The sequence below is a fragment of the Rickettsia parkeri genome (genome assembly GCF_051427245.1).
Taxonomy (GTDB): domain Bacteria; phylum Pseudomonadota; class Alphaproteobacteria; order Rickettsiales; family Rickettsiaceae; genus Rickettsia; species Rickettsia rickettsii.
The window spans coordinates 428446-446639 of sequence record NZ_CP195774.1; the positions used below are offsets into that span (position 1 = coordinate 428446).

Sequence of the window (18194 nt, forward strand, 5' to 3'; positions counted from 1 at the left end):
ACCTAGAATTTAAGCGGTTAGCTATGGAAGCACTAGACTTATCTTCAAAAGAATCACAATTAAAACAAAAAAGGAAAGCCATAGAACTTGACAAGAAATTAGAGTATTTGGATTTAGAAGATAAACTATTAGAAGTAGAGGAAGCTAGAATAGTTAAGGAAAAGCAAGCTATTGCCAAGTTGAATCAATATCAAGATCCAGAAAACCTAGAATTTAAGCGGTTAGCTATGGAAGCACTAGACTTATCTTCAAAAGAATCACAATTAAAACAAAAAAGGAAAGCCATAGAAGCAGAATTTTCTTTAAATGAAAAGTCTTCAAGCACAGATGTATCAATACGTTCCTATTCAATTGATGACATAAGCGGTGTACTTAGTGATGCAGAATCAAATCTATCCCATTCACCTTCGGTTAGTGGCTTAGAGGATTTAAACAATTCTAATGTTATGCAATTAGGGGAATTAAAATCTAAACATGAAAAAATAGCCAATGAGTATAATAAGGAATTGGAGTTAGATACTTTAAATAAAGAAAAGATTTTGTTAGAAGGGAAGATAAAGCATCTAGATACTGAATCTAAACCTAAGGTAACTGAGAGTAAGCCGGTATTTTCATGTTCATCTTCAGTTGGTAGCATAAACAGCTTCTCTAATGATGATAATTTGAATAGTCGTGATGTTGTAACTCCGGTAGATACTCTAAATATAGAAATTAATAAAGATTATGTAGATACCTATATAAGAGTATTAAGCAATAAAATACAAAAAATAGAAGAATTGTCTGGCTCAAGTTCTAGAAGTGAGGAACTTAATCATATTAAAGAAGCAATGGTTTATATAAGTAATCGTATACAGGATGTAGAGGAATTAGATGAAAAAATGCTTTTAGCAATAAATGCACAATTACAAGAACATGATGAAAAAATTTCTTCGTTACTTCGCGAAGAAGCTACAGATATTCTTGCTCAGTTATTGCTACAAGAAATGTTAGTGTCGGATGGTAAATCAGAATCTACCTTACCTGCAGGAGATGAAGAACAAGAAGACACAGAAGTAAGTAGACAATTATCTTCATTACCTGCACTTGCATCAAGTAATGAGAGTGCATTAGCATTAAGTGACGATAGAGAAAAGGAATGTTTAGCATTAGGCGATAGTAGCGAAGATGAAGAAAGTTATGATTCAGGGTTTGAAGAGGAAGAAGAAACAATAGGGCAATTATCCGATTCCGATGGGGGTAATCTTAAAATAACGGAAGTTGATACGGTTATTCCTCTTGAACAGGAAGCAAAAAAAGAAATGCAAACGCAAATTTCAGAAAACGCTCCTACTTTAAATCAAGCGAAAGTTGTTAATACTATTGTAAATAATATGATTCGTAACAGATTAGATGCATCTATGAATATGTCTAATAATATGGTAGCAGTGGGAGCCGGTGATGAAGAAGAGTCTCATATAAAAAGAGGTTTGTGGATGCGTGGTATGTACGGCACTAATAATCATGGACGCGTTGAGAATATGACCGGTTATAGAGGTACTAACAAAGGTGCTACTATCGGGTTCGATGCTGAAATCGACAATAATATCGTAGGTATAGCTTATAGTAATGTTCATTCAGTATTTAAATTTAAAAATAGTAAAAATAATGATAAAGAACTTATTAATAGTCATGTGGTTTCTATTTACGGACAAAAAGAATTACCGAAGAATTTTGCACTACAAGCTTTAATATCTGCTTCTAAAAACTTTATTAAAGATAAAACAACTTATTCATATGGTGATACTAAAATTAAAAGTAATGTAAAACATCGTAATCATAGTTATAATGTGGAAGCATTACTGCATTATAATTATCTTTTGCAGAGCAAGTTCGTTATTACCCCGAATATCGGCTTAAGATACGGGAAGTCACGAGACGGGGTATATAATGAAACCGGTGTTAACGTACAAGAAATAGCTCTTACAATGAAAGAGAATAATATATTGTCCGGAATTGTCGGTACTAAAGTCACAGTACCTTTAAAAGATGCTCTAAAATTTAATAATTTAGGTCTAACATTCCAAGGAGCGGTAGAACATAATTTTAAAGAGAAAACCCAAAGAATAAATAGAGTTGTTAAAATATTTGATAATACATTCAAACATAATTATCTAATACCGAAGCAACCGAAAACATCCTATAATTTAGGAACGGGTATTATAGGCAGTATCAAAAATACTACTATTTCGTTGGATTATAATTATTATCTAAATAAACATTATAGAAGTCATCAAGGTAGTGTTAAGCTTAAGGTAAACCTATAATTTTTATACTTGCAATATTTGCAAAGGTGTTATATAAAACTTCTAACTTAATGTCATGCCGTGGTCATAGCCACGGTATGACTAACTATATTGCTTACTTTAAAATTAAGGCCCCTTCGTCTAGCGGTTAGGACACCACCCTTTCACGGTGGGAACACGGGTTCGAGTCCCGTAGGGGTCACCATTCTATATTTTCCTATAATATAAGATCTTAAATAATCAAAACTATAAAGCACCACCCTACCGACTTTGTCCATGGGTTATTTAGTTTACATGTTTATATGGATTCTACGGAAAATTATATTGTAGAGTTTGCTGTAGAAAAAGAAAATAATGAAAAGGTCAAAACCCGAAATGAACAATTAAAAGACTGGAGCCTGAAATAGGTAGATATTACGCAGTAGCATATGTAAATGAAAAAGTAAAACAAATTGTACTTACCTATCGAGGTACTACATTTGAAAAATTAGATTTGCTCAAAACTAATTCACCGTTTAAAGCTCATTTTAAAAGTATTTTAGGTGGACAGATAGTGGCACAGCAAGCGGCCGCATATGAAGCTACAAAGGAGATTACCAAATATGCTGAAGAGAATAATGATAATTTATCTTTCACAGGTCATTCTTTAGGTGTATAGCTCGCAGAGCTTAGTTTATATTTTGCTCATAGAGATTTTCATTATCCAAAAGCAAAGGCAATCACATTCGATAGCCCGGATTTAGCTACAGAAAATCTTTAGCCGCAGATGTATAGCCATGAAACTACCTTTGACGTAAAAATTTTAAATATAACAACTTATTTATCAGCTCCAAATTTTGTAAATGTCTGTAATCCGCATATTAATAAAAGCACTTGATATTTATTACCTTTAGCAAGTAATCTAATATATAAAAATGCTACTGCAACGACATTTGGAAGCTTCTTAGAGGTAATCGATCAGCCTATAAGCGGTAATATTGCAACCGGACAATTTTTAGAGGTTTATAAGCATTTAGAAAATAATGCCGCACAAGGTTGCCCATCAAAAGAGATCATAACCCCTGAGGGAACATTTGAACTTTCTTACAAAGGTCATTATCGTATAAAAGAAGTAAATTTGTCTGTAGATATAGCAAATACAAATAATAAGGGCAGTAGTGATTGGTATCTAGCACAGTTGAGCAAATTGAGTATAGATAAAAAAGAAATACCAAATTTAATAAAACAATAGTTAAAAGTAATAAAAAAACTATATGAACCTCAATATGGCAAATATTATATCTTTACAAACTTACCTAAAGTTAAAGTAGATGATTTAAGAGAGCAAATTTTAAGGTTAATTGAAGTAAGTTTATCAACTTATAATTTGATTGTCCATAATGAAATATTACAACAAATAGAAGAAACTTTAAACGAAAAACGATTTGTAACAATTAATGCTTTAGCTGGAGCCGGTAAAACCACTCTAGCTATAAAATATGGAGATAGACAAACACAAGCGAAAAAGAAAATAGTACGTTTTATTAACGTAGATTCTGCAGACAAAGTCCTTGAAGCATATAAACAACTTGCTAAAGAATTTACTATTTACGTAATAGATGAAAAGGAAGAAAACATAATAAGATTAGTCCATGAAAGGATTACTAATTTAAATTCAGCTATATTATTTATTTTTGATAATGTTGAAGATCATAAAGATATAGAGCCTTATCTTAACAGTATAATTAATATACTTAGTGATAAGGCACAAGTGATAATTACTACTAAAAATAATAATTTAAGTGATGATATAGAAAATATTATATTAGTAGAGTCTTTTAGTAAAAAAGAAGCGATATTATATTTAAAGAAATCTCTAAAAAATAGATTAAACAAGAAAGATATTGATAAATTAGTAGAAGACTTTGGTAGTAACGATGCTGCATCACCTTATAGGCTATCTAAAGCAGTAGCATATTTAAAAGCAAATAAATTACTTAAAGTAAATGATTAACATTAATTATTAAAAATAGCAAAGATGATCATATAGAAACCGTTTTATTACTACAATTATTAGAAAAATCACCTTTAGCTTGGCAGATATTTTACAATATTCTGCAGATTTAGACCCTGAGTTTATCAGTATAGAGATTTTCGAAGAATTATTTTTAATAGATGAAGAAAAGCTACAAGAACCTATAAAAAGGTTATAGAAGCATTATCGGTAATGAATCTAACATACCAAAATAGACAAGCCGGCTTACAATTACATAGATTAATGTAATTTATAACAAAGCAATATATAAATAAAATAAAGAACATGCGATAGATGAAAAAGAGATTTATACAAGACTAGCAGAAATCTTAGATGATTTATTTCCAATATTAACAGATGTTCCAAGTGAAGACCGGGAAAATTCTAAAATATTTTATCCCCATGTAGTAAAAATATTAAATGATGATATTGAAATGGATAAATGTAGAAAGGCCAAAAAATGGGTTATTATAATGAATATATATTATGTAAATTTGAAGAATCGTTAAAATATTATAAGAAAGCTTTAAAAATCGATCAAGAATTAGTTCACCCTTCTTTTATTGCTAGCTCTCTTAATAATATCGGAGTGATTTATGAAAATTAGATAATACATACGAAGCTATAGAGTTCTATAAACAATCTTATTTAATGTACGTCAAACTTTAGGTTTAGGCCACTACAAGGCTAAAAACTTATCTCAAAAAAATTGCACCAGAATTTATAAAAAATAATGAAACTAGGGAGTTTATATTATAAAGAGGCGATTTTGAGGAAGTTACATTAGAAATTAAACAAAAAATACAAAAGAATGTTTTAAATAAAATATATATTAATGTTGCTAAAGATAAGTGGAATAGTAAGTTCTCAATCTTAGGAAATTGGGGGTGCAAGGTTATTTAGGTGATAGATATTTATAGCAAAACAACTAGGAGTTTTTATCTGACCTTAAAAATATAGAAATAGCTAAAATGTTATGTTTTGAAGCGATTTGCTTAGGAGCGATTAACAGCTCTAGCAAAAACTTCACTTGTGTAAAAGAATTTGTTAGAGCCTATCCTGAATTAACAAATAAGATAACAAACGAACATCCTGAATATTTTATTGATGGCTCAATATTACGGGTATGTGTTAATGATGAAGCAATTTTAAATAAATTGCTAGCTAGTGGTTAGTGTGGCTATGTAACTTTACCCTCATCCTGAGGAAAATCAGATTTATCCATTAAATTTTTAGCAATGTTGCTTTCTGAAAGCTTAACTGATTGAAAATATTCGGATACAAGTTTTATCACTTCATCACAAAATTCATCTTGTAGCTCTTTACTTGCGGTTAATTTTTGGTTTTGCATTAACTGTATAGCATCAGATTTTTTATGCTCTAAAAATTCTTCAATTTCTTTAGTTTTTTCTTGAATGATTTTCTTGGTAACTTCATTACTGTCTTCTATCATTTGAGAGCGTAAAGTTTCTAATTTCTTTATTTGTGCGTTGGTGTGTTTAAAGAGCAAAGCAGCATCTTCTTTTAACTTTTCAGCTTGTAGAACTTTTTCTTGGACTTCTAAAATCTTAGCATCTAAAGAATTTAAAATGGCTTTTTTTGCCGGTCTATAAACTAAATATAAAAAGATTACAAAACTAACGGCAAGCCAGAAGCTATCATCTAGGAAATTCATTATTTTACTTTTATATTTTGTAGTAAATTCATATCTGCTTTAGTGCCAGCTATTTTTTCAATAATATTAACGGCAAGCTTTATGATTGCTGCGCTTTTATTAGTTCTAAATTGCTTAGCAGCTAAATTTATATCTTCAATGTTTTGATTTATAGCGTTTTTTAAATCTTGCTCTAGATTCTTTTTTTTAATTAAAAATTCTGATTCTAAAGAGTCTATTTTTTCTTTTTTTAGTCTATCTATTTCAGCATTTGTTTTGTCTATTTCCTCGTTATAATATTTATTTAGCTTTTCTACTTCTATGGTCAGTGTATCGGCTTGCGTAATATTATCTTGAATATTTGTCTGTCTATTATTAAAAATTTCTTCAGCTTTTGGAGTTATAAATTTATAAACAAAGATATACAATAAGCCGAAAGTAATGATAAGCCAAAAAATTTGTGAATAATAGGTAGCAATATCAAATTGAGGCATCTTATTTAAAAATGAATTTTAAGAAAAAATAAGTAACATAGCAATTACAAAGGAAAAAAGTCCCATTGCTTCAGCAAGACCTGCACCGATCAGAGCCATTCTTTGTAAGTTTTCTGTAGCCGAAGGGTTTCGTGCTATTGAACTAAGTAGAGAGCTAAATATATTACTAACGCTTAAAGCTGCACCGTACATGCCGATAGCCATAAGTCCTGTACCAATAAATTTTAAAGAAACCATGTCCATAAAAAAACTCACTTTTAATTAATCAAAAAATTTTATCTAATTATCTGTATAATAGGCTTTTTGCACAACGAAGCTAATAAAGAGGAATTTGCAGGAAACACGAAGCACAGAACTGCAGAGTACAAAAAAGTACGTGAGGATTCAAGCATCGGATTGACGTACAAATTACCTTTAGAAGCAAGTTGTGCAAAAAGCCTAGTGTAAATTAATAACATCATTAAGATACACACAAGATAAAATAGTAAAAATATAAGCTTGAAGTATTGCAACAAAAATTTCAAACCCAATTAGTATCACCATAATAGGGATTGGCAGAAATTTCAAGTAAATCATTAATGACACGGTAAAACCGGCTATTACTTTTAATAAAACATGTCCTGCCATCATATTAGCGGCAAGTCGCAATGATAAACTAACCGGTCTTGCTAAATATGTAAATAGTTCAATTACTATCATCAACGGTGCTAACCATAAAGGAGTACCATGCGGTAAAAAAAGGGTTAAAAAACGTAAGCCGTGTTTTACAAAACCGACTATAGTTACCATTAAAAATACTAGAATTGCCAAGGTAAAAGTAACGATAATATGACTAGTAGTAGTAAAGCTATAAGGTGTTATACCAAGTAAATTACAGAATAAAATGAAAATAAATAAACTAAAAACTAACGGAATAAATTTACGTCCTTTTACTCCTATATTCTGATTTAACATATCAGCTACAAGATTATAAACTATTTCAGCACTCACTTGTAATCTAGAAGGTACTAATTTCTGGTTATAAAAAGCTAAGTAAAAATAAGTTAGAGCTAAGATGCTAGCAAGTAACATATAGATACTCGAATTAGTAAAGCTGACGTCAAAACCGAATATTTTGATGTCTATTAATTTTTTGATATCAAATTGTGCTAAAGGGCTATGAGTCATTTCCTTACTTTTTATTATTTACTTTTTTCCTTATAATGTTAAAGCCGGCAATCATTCCTATTATTGTAAATATAATAAGAAATAAAGGTTTAGAATTAAAAATTTTATCCGTAAATATTCCAATTACGACACCTACCATTGTACCTGAAACTAAATCTACAGCGATAGTGAAGGGGCTAATTTCTTGCCGAATTTTAGGATTAGAAAACTTAGGGGTTGTTAAGTCTTTAATTCTTGCTTTGATATCTTTTAGTTTTTCCGTATTCATTAGTTTATCTCCGTCATTGCGAGAAGACGCCATAGCCGTCGACGAAGCAATCTCAGGATATTTAACGAGATTGCCGCACAGTCTACGACTGCTCGCAATGACGATCTAAATTACAAGCTCATTTCATTTTTTGCTTTTTCTTTCTGCTCCTCTAAAGCTTTATCAACTGCTGTGGAAATAGTATCTATGCTATAACTTCCTGTTTGTACTCCGTTAACGAAGAAAGAAGGAGTACCTATAAATTGGGGTGCTTTTGCTACAAAATTGGTATTAGCAATTAGTATTGCAGTAATTTTATCATTATTTAAACATTGTTTATATTCTTCCGGAGAAATACCGCCAAGTTGTCCTATATCAGCTAATAATTCTCTGTATTTATTGCTATATGCCCACTTATCTTGTTGTATTAATATGATATTATGAAGTTGTGTAAAACTATTTGTATCCCCTTGCAGCGGGCTAAAATTGCAGCATCTAAATCTTGTTTAGTAGCAATAAATTCACGAACCACATATGCAATTTTGTTAGTATCAATATATTTTTTCTTAAGTTCCGGAAAAATTGTTTGATGATAATAAGCACAATGCGGACAGGTAGGAGAAAAATACTCGACTACTATAACATTTGATTTTTTGTTACCAAGAACCATATCATTATCATCAACTTTAAAAGTGACTTTAACAGGTTTTATTGCAGGATTTTTTTGTTTTTGTGAAGCCGGCGTTGATACTTCATCAGTCTGATTATTATCATTAGCAGGAACTATTGCTTCAGCCGTATTTTCAGAATTTACGGCTTCCTGATTCGTTGTTTTAGAAGTTTCGTTATTTTGAGTTTCGTGCTCTATTATTTGTTTTTCCTCATGGTTCTTATCTTGTGCTTTTTCTTCTGAACAGCTACTCAAAAATAATAAAAATATTAGTATAATAAAAATACTTCGCATATTTATTCCTTTAACTTATTAATATTATCTACAATAAGATCGTATCAATTTTATTTCAATAAAAATCTCTACTTTATAATAAAAGCAAAATGTGCTATGCTATAGAAAATAATAGTCTAACATTAAGTTCTTAGGCGCTAAAACCACTACGGAGGAATTAATAATGGCAAATACAACACAATCCGAACAAAAATCTGAGTTTAAAATAGGGCAGAGAATTGTCTATCCTGCACATGGAGTTGGTGAAATAACAAATATAGAATATCATACTATTGCAGGTACTGAAATTAAAGTATATGTAATTTCCTTTTCGCAGGATAAAATGACATTAAAAGTGCCTGTTAGTAGAGCTGCGGTTGTTGGTCTTAGAGCGGTTGCAAGCAGAAAAGATTTAGATGTCATATATTCAACTCTTCAAGGTAAACCAAAACAAGGAAATAGAATGTGGAGTAGAAGAGCCCAAGAATATGAAGGCAAAATTAACTCAGGTAATATTGTAGCTATAGCCGAAGTATTACGGGACTTACATAAAAATGTTGATAATGATCGTTCTTACAGTGAAAGAACACTCTACGAGTCAGCTTTAAATAGACTTGCAGGCGAGCTTGCTATCCTTGAAAACATCCACCCAACCGAAGCAATTAATAAGTTAGTTGAAGTATTGCGTGAAAAATTAGTAGCATAGTTATACTCGTTCAACTTGAAAAATTGACTGTGTCGTCTTTGTAAGTCCTCGGATGCTCACGTATTAAAAGTATACGCTCTGCTCCTCGGCTTACAGGCTCCTTGCTCTTTTCCAAGTTGAGCTTCGTATAGCTACCCTTCATTTACTCGGATTATATTTTTATGGATTGGCTGTAGTCTACGGCTACTCGCAATAACGAAAAAGCTGATCCATGCAACAAATCAGACTTGATCACGAACATTTTAATTACTCTACTAACAGATAATTTATCCGGAATTTCTCAAGGGATGTATTGACTACATAGTCAACAAATTCTTTTAATAATTTTGGATCTGTTACTTCCTGTCCTTTATCGTCACGAGCAGTTAAAAGTTTTGAATTAATTTTTTCAAGCACGCCTTTCTTAATATCATCAATATTATGTGTACCGTCTAACATTTCTAAAATATATTTTTCATGTATCGGTATACCTACCATATCGTTAAGTCTATTAGTGACGCTAAACACGCTAGTTACATTATTAAAATATGCTTGTTTTGCTTGGTATCTTGCAAATTCGCTAGTTTTAGGTTTTTCGGTGATAGTTGCTATAGCATGAGGTTTTGTCTCAAATATTTTGAGATAACCTTGAAAAATGAATATGATAAAATGCTGTTCTAATGCTGCTAAGAAATCTTGTAATTGATATTTACCAAGCTTTTTAAAAGCTTCTTTTGCTACTTGTTCTAAGCTTATCGGATTGCTAATATTTTCGGCATATACATATAAAATAGCTTTCATGATCGGCGAAGTGGTTGAAATAAAAGGCTCAGGTAAATTTTCGTAATAGAAGCTAACATTTTCCTGTTCGTTAGTTAAATCAACAGCTTTTTCTAGAATTACCGGTCTAATATTAAGGCTAGTAAAAAACTCTTTTAAATTATTAAATTCAATTTTTCTGTTTATAGGTATGTTTTGATGACATAATAATGTCGAGCGGAACTTTCTATTAGTGATAAAATCCATATATTGCTCAGTACGAACAATATCATTAACGGCTTGTAGCTTTTCTGCTGCCTGAGTAGGTAAATTACCGATAAACATTGCAGTAAGCGACGTATCACCTAAGTAATTTAGATGATTTTTTTGAGCTTTTTCTATGAATTGGTGAAAATATATACCTGTATTAATTTCGCCTAAATATTCATGTAATACATATGAGTCCGTATATGCAGATAATAATTTTGTTTCATCTCGTAAGAAATTAGAATAAGGCGTTGTGGAGCTTTCTAATGAGTCATTGATGAACTTTAAAAGTAATTTAGCTTGCTGTAATTTATCATGGCTAGTATTAAATAGCTCTGAATGGAACATAATCATTTCACGTATTGTTCTCTGCATATTCCAGCCCGGGAGCGTATTATAGCTTACAAAAGCTATGCCGTTCGGATTTAGCAGTTTATTACAGACTTTGAGTATTTTATCTTGTACTTCTTCAGGTACCCATGAATATACGCCGTGACAAACTATGTAATCAAACTTACCGTATGACTCATCAAGGTCCAATATAGATAATGCCTTTAGTTCAGCATTTTTTATTTTCAAATCACTGATAAATTTTTTACCTAATTCTATTTGTGTTTTGGATAAGTCAACACCTAGAGATTGTGATTTAGGATATGTTTCAGCAAAGTTAAGCAGATTAACACCGATTCCACAACCGAGTTCAAGTATTTTAGCAGTTTCAAGAGGTGGAGGGTTTAGCCCGAATAGCTTGCCGATAGTTCTTAAATAAGGTGGGGAGGTATAACTGAAAGTAAATGGAGAATAAGGTACTTCATCATAGGATATTTTATTAGCTTGTTTTGTCATAGTATTTACATAAATTAAAAATCAATTTTAAGCAGTTTCAAAAGATTAAGCAATATATTTATATACAAAAAACTTTAAATTTAACTAATAATATGTAAGTGAAGTGTAATTTTATTTTATGAAAAATAATAATAGTTATTTTGGTTTTTTAAGAGGTGCGATAAAAATCAAGAAGGATGAAATTTTTCTTGTGAATCTGATTGGGATAGTGCTTTATTGTATGGATCAGAAAATACACTTGATGTCATTCCCGCTTTTAGCGGGCGTTGTTACATGGTGTGAGAAAAGTGTTCAATGTCATTCCTGCGCAAGCAGGAATCCAGAAAAAAAGTATTAAATACAGCAAATTTTTGAAATTAAAAGCTTGATTTATCTCGCTTTATGCCTGGATTCCTGCTTGCGCAGGAATGACATTATTAAACAAACTATAACTTAATCAATTGTGCTTTAGTTGCAAAATTTTCTATTCCCTCTAGATTGGTAGTGGTAACCCATAGTTGCATGTTTAAGCCGGTCAAAAATTCGATTAAATATTGACGTCTTTTGTCGTCTAAATGCACAAAGACCTCATCTAAAAGTAAAATCGGTGCTATTTTAGTTAGCTTTATAGCATAATTCATTTCAGCAAGGATTATTGCAATTAATATAGCTTTTTGTTCACCGGTAGAACAGAATTTGGCTAAGATATTTTTCTTTTGATGCTTTACTAAAAAGTCACTTTTATGAACTCCAAAACTAGTGCGACCAAGTAGTTTATCTTTGCTTCTTGTTTGATAAAGTTCTGCAGTAATAAAACTAACAATATTTTTTTTGCCGTTTAATATTTTTTGTTCAACAATGCCGTCAATCGATAAATCGGCTTTTGGAAATTCATTTTCAAGGTCATCTATTGCTTGCTGCATAAATTCTAAGGTTTTTAAGCGATTATTAGCAATATGGTTAGAAATATCAGCCATCTTTTCTTCAATAATTTTAAGCCAATTATCATCTCTTATATCTTCTACTAGAATTTTATTTCTCTCATGCATGTAATATTCGTATTTACTAACTAGCTCTGCATGCTTTGGATCAAAATTATAAACTATTCTATCAAGAAATTTTCTTCTATCACTGCTACCGCTTGTAAAGATTCCTTCCATGTGTGGAGTCAGCCATACCATGCTAGTGAATTTACTTAACTCATTATTGGCTATTTTACTTTCGTTATACTCAGTTATCCTTCTATTAGAACTACGTTTAAATTGGGTGGTAAATTCTGCAAGTCCTAGCTTACTTTGCAATAGAGCTTTAACTAGACAATGATCTTCTGAAGTTTTGCATACATTGGCAAGTTTTGCTGATCTCAGCCCTCTTCCTGGATAAAATAGCGATATAGCTTCTAAAATATTAGTTTTACCGCTACCGTTTTCACCTATTAAAATTATTGGTGTATTATCTGTTTTTAGTTCAAGATTTTTAAAATTACGATAATTCTCAAGACTTAAGGAATGTAGAAAGATATTTTTCATTTTATGAAAGAATAATAGTTAAATTATTGATACGTTGCATTTATACCCTCTAGAAATTGCCATAGTAGTTTTGCTCCTTGATGTGCTAATGTTTGTTCTTTTGAGCTTAAATTATTAATCAAATTTGCACATTCTTGTGTATGCCATTGATCAACTTTACTATGAACAATGAAGGACTGTAAAGTTCTGTAATCTGAATTTCCATAAAATTTTTGTAATCCTTGAATTTTAGAGTCAGATACTTTAGGAGTCTGACGCTCATAAGCATAAAGTACTCCAAGACCTATAGAAAAAGATTCCTCTGTTAATTTAATAACCTTGAACAAGTTTTTGAGTTGAGTCTAATTTAGGTTCTGAAGTGCGTTGGTTTCTTAAACATCCAAGTCCTTTAGCAAAACGTTTCCATAGTTCCGGGTGATTTTCTTCACCTTGTTCTTCTTCTATAAGATTACCAAGTAATATTTGTCTAGCGTGTATATCACTACATTTGGAATGTATTGCACTTAATATAACGTGGGAAAGCTGTAACGTGATGATAATATTCTTTTGTGTAAATTTGTAAAGTAGAATGAGTAAGTTTTCCCATATGCCATAATTGAAAAATGGATGATTTAAGAGGTTATATTGCTCAAGATTTTTATATTAAGCTGTTCTAAAAATTTCATCTTACCTCCTCTTAGTAAATTTATAAATCTGATAATTGTTTGTTTTATCTATTATTACAGAATGCCATTCTGCTAAAAGATTAAGAGGCAAAAAAGTATCTCCATCATAATTTTTATTTATTTTTGTAAGTAAAAATTCATCAATAAGATTTTGTTCTAGGAAAAGAGTTGCTATTTCTGTCCCTCCAACCATAAAAATTTTTTTATCAGTAAAAGGTTTTATTACCTGCCAAAAATCATCTAAGGATTTAATAAAAAATATATTATTATAAGATTGTAATGATGTATTTCTTGAAAAAACAATACAAATACAATTTTTTAAAATCTTTGTAGGTATAGAGTCAAAGGTTTTTCGTCCCATGACTATAATATTATTTTTTACCGTCTGATAAAAATATTCAAACTCCTTAGTATAAGACCAAGGCATCTGACCTTTATTACCTATCACCCCTTGTGGGTCACATGCCATTATACCGATGATTTTTCTATTTTTCATAAGATATAGTTAATCATATGGTCTGCTACAAAAAATTTTTGATGCTCTATAACATTATGCACTTGTAAATAATCAACTACGTTTTCCATTAAATATTTTGATATTGCTATTATTTCTAAGTCTCTTTCCGATGCTTTGGAATTATAAAAAGCGGAAATATAAGATTTTCGTGAGTGTCCTAACAATATCTCACATCCTAGATTTTTAAATTCTTTAATATATTGTAATATATAAATTTTGATAAACGGATTTTCCAAAACCAATTCCAGGATCAAGAATGATATTTTTTCTATCAAATCCACATTTTTCTAATTTTGTTATTTCTTGCTCTGTCCATATATTTAAGCTAGCAAGTGGAGATTTATCGAAATCAAGACATTTTTGTTTTTGCGGTGGAACGGTTAATGAATGCATAGTAATAATTTTACAATTATAATCGGCAATTAATAGTAATGTATAATCATCTAGATTATTTTTAACCAAGTTGATACAGGAAATAGGGTATTTTTTTAAAACACGTTTAATTACTTCAGGAGTAAAACTATCAATACTGACTATAACTTTTTTTTCCTTTATAACTTCCTTAAGCTCTTCAAGAACATTATTAAGCCTTGCATATTCTTCATCTTCATTAATAATTAAAGCAGAAGGACGTGTTGATTGTGATCCAAGCTCAATTTATTGTAGCCCCTTCATTTATCAAGCGTACAAAATTTCTAACGGCATCTTCTTTATGAAAACTCAATCCTCCATCAGAAAAAGAATCAGGAGTAATGTTTAAAATACCGACAAATTGAGGATTTAAAACAAGAGAGCGTATAACTCCTTGATGTTCAATTAAATGTGCTATTTCTGCAAAGGTTTTATTGTTGTAAAAATTATTGATCGGACATGAATAACGACATTCCAAGCTTAAACCTGCAATTAGATGAATAAGAAACGGTTTGTTTAATACTTCAGGATGCGGTATCTTTAAATCAGGTAAATCTATATGGCAATTATTCCAAAGTAGGATATCTAAGTCAATAACTCTTGGAGACCATTTATCGTAAGAGCTTGCTCGACCTAGTTGTTTCAATCTTTGTTAAGCTCAATTAGAAGTTTACTAGGCGTTAAAGTACTTTTGCCCTGCACCACCATATTTAAATATGATTTATCCCAAGCTTTATCTGCATTAGGTTGTAGAATGGCTTGCTTAAGCGATATAAAATTACAACTTTTTAGTGAATTTAGAGCTTTTTTAATATTTAAAAGTTTATTACCTAAATTACTGCCTATAGAAATATAAATCATAGTGTCTCCTTTCCTGAATAAGAAAAAGAAACTCCGTCATGCACTCCTGAAACCGGTGATTTTAATTTAGTAACGGTTACGTTTAGAAAAATCTTTTCTAATTTAGATTCGATAAAGTTTTGATAAATAATATCACATATATTTGTGCGGCTAAATACTCGATAAGATTAAAGTGATTTTCTTGAGAAAGTTTTTGTACTAGCCGTACGATTTTTGCATAACAAACAGTATCGTTTATATTATCCGTTACAGTAGCAAGGGGAGGAGTTGAGAGAAAGAGTTTTATGTTAATTTTTACAGGTTGAGCGTGGTGTTTTTCTTGAGTACTGCAGCCAAGATGTACCCAAGTTATTAGTTCCGCAATATTAAGTTTACATAATTTAAGTTGAAAGCTTGATACCTATCATAATATTAATGTTAGTTTAGTATAAGCTCTTTATAAAAATTTATAAAAAGATACAATAGTTAAATTGATATACCACCACTTTTTTTAAAGCCGACATGAGCTTTTTCAAGTTTTTTAATAAGTCTAGGTGAATATGATTTAATTTCTTGTTCCTTGCCGCCTTCATATTTTTTAGCGAGTTTCATGCCCCCTTTGATCATATTATAGGCGAAGTTCATTAGCTTCGTTTCGCCTGCTATTCTTTTTGGGTTCATAAACATATAAATTTGGTAAACGGCAAAGCTTTTTAATAAACGTTTTAAGTTTATTCTAGCTTGTTTGGTTAAACCTTGTAATTTGTCTTTTGGGTTTGTAAGGTTTTTATTAGCATCTCTAACTATTTTAGAATGCTGATGCATTAAATAATTACTGACTTCGGCAACATTTTTGTTAATGAGTTTCTCATCCATTTTAAGCATTTTAAGCTTTAAGTTTTTAGTTTTACCTAAATACTTACGGATTAATAAGATAATCCGACTTTGCAGTTGAGTTAAATCCATAGTTTGTTCATTTAAGATAGAAAGCATTCGTTCCATCTCATACTCAAATTCTTCATTTTGGCTTAATTCTTCAAAAATTTCCTCTACCTCTTTACTTTCAAGTACAAGATCGTCACTAATACCCATTAATGCATCTTTTATTTGATCAGCAATTTTTTTGGTATCTTCAGAAAATTGATTATTTGTCATAATCTAATTCATCGTTAAATATAGCTATTTTTATACTAGCACCACATTTCTGCTTGTCTATAAAAATTGTATTAAGAGATATTAAATTTTTCTCATTGAGGCTAACTCTGAGGAATTATAACAAGCACCTAACATATTGCTAGAATCTTCATTATTATCATAATATGGTCTAAATGAAGAATTAAGGTGTAAATCATCGAACTTCAGTAAAGGTTCTTTAAAGTATGAATCATGTGACCGGCTTGTCGTAATATTCGTATAATTAGTTTCTAGTTTTTCTTCTTTAAATTTTTCTGTTAAATTTTTATATTTTTCAGTTTTTTGTATAAATTTAAGTTGACTACACGGTGAAGAAATTATTGATGTTAACTCTTTAGACAAATCATATAATATTCCATAAGGTTTAGGTCTTCCTTGTTCTTCTATGAGAGCTTTCGTATTAAGACAAAATACTTTTAGTGAATCTTGCAGACTTTTTTCTGATATATCTAGATTATATTGGTTATAAAAATCACCTTGGCTTGAATATAATTCAATTATTTCTGATGCTAATTTAGCTTCTTTTGCTGTATTTTCTTTTTTAGTTCTGATTCTTTTAGATGTAATAATTCATTAAAAGCTTCTTTTGCATAAGATATATGAGTAGTATTTTTAAAATATTCTAAAGTTTTTACATAATTTCCGCTCTTAAATTCAATCTTCCCAAGTTTTATATTTGCCTCTTCAGAACCAAGGTTAGCAGCGTTTTCATACAATCCTATTGAGTCTTTAGATAGTTTTGTTGAGCCATTAGGTGTACAGATTTGTGCTTGTTGACAATAAATTTTTGCTAATTGATGTTTATATAATTTTTCGTTTTTATAACAATCATTAATAGATTTGTGAGTTTCTTTTAGTAATTTTTCTAATAAATTATAAATAGGTAGCGCTTGATCAGGTAACACAGGCTGATGTAAAAGCTTATCATATATTACTTTATCGAGATTTTGAGATATTTCTGTAATAGATTTAGAGGCGGTAATATACTTCCAAAGAGATTTAGCTTCTTGCTTGCTGACTGAGCCTATTAGTTTTTCTAAATTACTAATGCTATTATTTATAGTTATACCTAATATATTATTAAAATTCTTAAAGCTCTTTGTTAAAAATAATTTAATATTATCTAAATTTTCAACATCAGTGCTAGAATTGTTAATATGCTGTAAAAAGTTTTTATATATATTATTGATTGCTTTTAAGTCTAAAACATCGTTATTTTTGATATCTTCATAAAATTTTTCAATAGTCTCATTTAATTTATTATAAAATGAATCTTTATCTTTGCATATTGTATGCTTAAATGATTCTAATAACTTTTCTTTTATATTATATACCCCGAGGTAAATAAATCGTTAAACCATTTTGCAGAATTAAGTGTAATCAAATTTTCTTTTTCGGAAAATTTGATGTTAGATAAATATATTTAAGGTAATTTAGAAGATTCTCTAATTTATTTTCTGATTTCGGTGTTTCTAAAAGCTGATTTAATTTTTTAACGGTTTCTAAGAAATTTCCTATAGTTTTGGCATTGTCTTCTAACTGTTTATAATAATTTACTATATCTATTAATTGTTTCAATTTGTCTGTTTTAGGCAAAACATCTTCAAAACTTTAAATTATTTTCTATATATGTTTTAAGCTCATTGATACTAATTGGTACTTCTTTATTAATTATATTTATAGAATTTAAAATATATGTTA

20 protein-coding genes, 1 tRNA gene and 5 pseudogenes are annotated in these 18194 nt (G+C 30.1%); 8 read left to right on the forward strand and 18 right to left on the reverse strand.

The window, feature by feature from the left end:
- Positions 1-80: 80 nt before the first annotated feature.
- The 6 genes and pseudogenes from sca1 to ACSFFC_RS02550 form a co-directional block, all read left to right on the forward strand.
- A pseudogene (sca1, locus tag ACSFFC_RS02525) lies at positions 81-2303 on the forward strand (surface cell antigen Sca1); the annotation flags it as partial.
- A 109-nt stretch (positions 2304-2412) separates the two neighbouring features.
- Positions 2413-2487: transfer RNA gene (locus ACSFFC_RS02530), tRNA-Glu, on the forward strand.
- A gap of 288 nt (positions 2488-2775) precedes the next feature.
- Positions 2776-2940, forward strand: a complete 165-nt coding sequence (locus tag ACSFFC_RS02535; protein WP_014410264.1) for a hypothetical protein — start codon at positions 2776-2778, stop codon at positions 2938-2940.
- 708 nt (positions 2941-3648) lie between these two features.
- Positions 3649-4275, forward strand: coding sequence for an NB-ARC domain-containing protein (locus ACSFFC_RS02540; protein ID WP_014410265.1), 627 nt, complete (start codon positions 3649-3651; stop codon positions 4273-4275).
- A 455-nt stretch (positions 4276-4730) separates the two neighbouring features.
- Positions 4731-4903: pseudogene (locus ACSFFC_RS02545) on the forward strand (tetratricopeptide repeat protein).
- A gap of 364 nt (positions 4904-5267) precedes the next feature.
- Positions 5268-5471, forward strand: a complete 204-nt coding sequence (locus ACSFFC_RS02550) for a hypothetical protein (RefSeq protein WP_014419674.1) — start codon at positions 5268-5270, stop codon at positions 5469-5471.
- Positions 5472-5476: 5 nt separating this feature from the next.
- Here the strand turns inward: ACSFFC_RS02550 and ACSFFC_RS02555 are convergent, their stop codons facing one another.
- Genes ACSFFC_RS02555 through ACSFFC_RS02565 form a run of 3 tightly spaced genes read right to left on the reverse strand, consistent with a single transcriptional unit; the run spans position 5477 to position 6687 of the window.
- A complete protein-coding gene (locus ACSFFC_RS02555) occupies positions 5477-5971 on the reverse strand; it encodes a F0F1 ATP synthase subunit B (protein WP_014410267.1) in 495 nt (164 codons plus the stop codon).
- Positions 5971-6444, reverse strand: coding sequence for a F0F1 ATP synthase subunit B family protein (locus tag ACSFFC_RS02560; RefSeq protein WP_004996956.1), 474 nt, complete (start codon positions 6442-6444; stop codon positions 5971-5973). Before ACSFFC_RS02560 ends, ACSFFC_RS02555 begins: the two co-directional genes overlap by 1 nt.
- 18 nt (positions 6445-6462) lie before the next feature.
- On the reverse strand, positions 6463-6687 hold the full coding sequence (locus tag ACSFFC_RS02565; protein WP_014410268.1) for a F0F1 ATP synthase subunit C: 225 nt from the start codon (positions 6685-6687) through the stop codon (positions 6463-6465).
- Between the two features lie 21 nt (positions 6688-6708).
- Between ACSFFC_RS02565 and ACSFFC_RS02570 the strand changes: the two are divergent.
- Positions 6709-6888, forward strand: a pseudogene (locus ACSFFC_RS02570) (palindromic element RPE1 domain-containing protein); the annotation flags it as partial.
- Here the strand turns inward: ACSFFC_RS02570 and ACSFFC_RS02575 are convergent.
- From ACSFFC_RS02575 to ACSFFC_RS02585, 3 genes and pseudogenes are all read right to left on the reverse strand, one after another.
- A complete protein-coding gene (locus ACSFFC_RS02575) occupies positions 6883-7611 on the reverse strand; it encodes a F0F1 ATP synthase subunit A (protein WP_014410269.1) in 729 nt (242 codons plus the stop codon). The pseudogene ACSFFC_RS02570 and the gene ACSFFC_RS02575 overlap by 6 nt on opposite strands.
- Positions 7612-7615: 4 nt before the next feature.
- Positions 7616-7879 (reverse strand): AtpZ/AtpI family protein, encoded by a 264-nt coding sequence (locus ACSFFC_RS02580; RefSeq protein WP_012719316.1) that lies wholly within the window; start codon positions 7877-7879, stop codon positions 7616-7618.
- A gap of 110 nt (positions 7880-7989) precedes the next feature.
- Positions 7990-8822: pseudogene (locus tag ACSFFC_RS02585) on the reverse strand (DsbA family protein).
- 163 nt (positions 8823-8985) lie between these two features.
- On the opposite strand from ACSFFC_RS02585, the gene ACSFFC_RS02590 reads away from it, so the two are divergent.
- A complete protein-coding gene (locus ACSFFC_RS02590; protein WP_010976718.1) occupies positions 8986-9507 on the forward strand; it encodes a CarD family transcriptional regulator in 522 nt (173 codons plus the stop codon).
- A gap of 246 nt (positions 9508-9753) precedes the next feature.
- Here ACSFFC_RS02590 and ACSFFC_RS02595 read toward each other — a convergent pair whose 3' ends face one another.
- The 12 genes and pseudogenes from ACSFFC_RS02595 to ACSFFC_RS02650 form a co-directional block, all read right to left on the reverse strand.
- The gene (locus ACSFFC_RS02595; RefSeq protein WP_014410272.1) at positions 9754-11358 is read right to left on the reverse strand and encodes a methyltransferase regulatory domain-containing protein; all 1605 of its coding nucleotides are present in this window, start codon (positions 11356-11358) and stop codon (positions 9754-9756) included.
- A 425-nt stretch (positions 11359-11783) separates the two neighbouring features.
- Complete coding sequence (recF, locus tag ACSFFC_RS02600; RefSeq protein ID WP_014410274.1) at positions 11784-12866, reverse strand: DNA replication/repair protein RecF; 1083 nt, start codon at positions 12864-12866, stop codon at positions 11784-11786.
- Between the two features lie 23 nt (positions 12867-12889).
- Positions 12890-13192, reverse strand: coding sequence for an iron-containing redox enzyme family protein (locus ACSFFC_RS02605; protein ID WP_014410275.1), 303 nt, complete (start codon positions 13190-13192; stop codon positions 12890-12892).
- 340 nt (positions 13193-13532) lie between these two features.
- A complete protein-coding gene (locus tag ACSFFC_RS02610) occupies positions 13533-14027 on the reverse strand; it encodes a dihydrofolate reductase (RefSeq protein ID WP_014410276.1) in 495 nt (164 codons plus the stop codon).
- Positions 14024-14705: pseudogene (folP, locus tag ACSFFC_RS02615) on the reverse strand (dihydropteroate synthase). Before folP ends, ACSFFC_RS02610 begins: the two are co-directional and overlap by 4 nt.
- Positions 14701-15105 carry a 2-amino-4-hydroxy-6-hydroxymethyldihydropteridine diphosphokinase gene (locus ACSFFC_RS02620; protein WP_014410279.1) on the reverse strand — a complete coding sequence of 135 codons (405 nt, stop codon included), beginning with the start codon at positions 15103-15105 and terminating at the stop codon, positions 14701-14703. Before ACSFFC_RS02620 ends, folP begins: the two are co-directional and overlap by 5 nt.
- Positions 15102-15320 (reverse strand): 2-amino-4-hydroxy-6-hydroxymethyldihydropteridine diphosphokinase, encoded by a 219-nt coding sequence (locus ACSFFC_RS02625; RefSeq protein ID WP_014410280.1) that lies wholly within the window; start codon positions 15318-15320, stop codon positions 15102-15104. The genes ACSFFC_RS02620 and ACSFFC_RS02625 overlap by 4 nt, the downstream gene beginning before the upstream one ends.
- A 97-nt stretch (positions 15321-15417) precedes the next feature.
- Entirely contained in the window at positions 15418-15684 is a 267-nt protein-coding gene (locus ACSFFC_RS02630) for a dihydroneopterin aldolase (RefSeq protein WP_331270849.1), read from the reverse strand.
- Positions 15685-15785: 101 nt separating this feature from the next.
- Positions 15786-16454: a DUF5394 family protein gene (locus tag ACSFFC_RS02635; protein ID WP_014410281.1), complete on the reverse strand. Its 669-nt coding sequence runs from the start codon at positions 16452-16454 to the stop codon at positions 15786-15788.
- Between the two features lie 81 nt (positions 16455-16535).
- Positions 16536-16835 (reverse strand): hypothetical protein, encoded by a 300-nt coding sequence (locus ACSFFC_RS02640; protein WP_014410282.1) that lies wholly within the window; start codon positions 16833-16835, stop codon positions 16536-16538.
- Between the two features lie 167 nt (positions 16836-17002).
- Positions 17003-17398 (reverse strand): hypothetical protein, encoded by a 396-nt coding sequence (locus tag ACSFFC_RS02645; RefSeq protein ID WP_014410283.1) that lies wholly within the window; start codon positions 17396-17398, stop codon positions 17003-17005.
- Positions 17399-17873: 475 nt separating this feature from the next.
- Positions 17874-18089, reverse strand: a complete 216-nt coding sequence (locus ACSFFC_RS02650; RefSeq protein WP_045798651.1) for a hypothetical protein — start codon at positions 18087-18089, stop codon at positions 17874-17876.
- Positions 18090-18194: the final 105 nt, after the last annotated feature.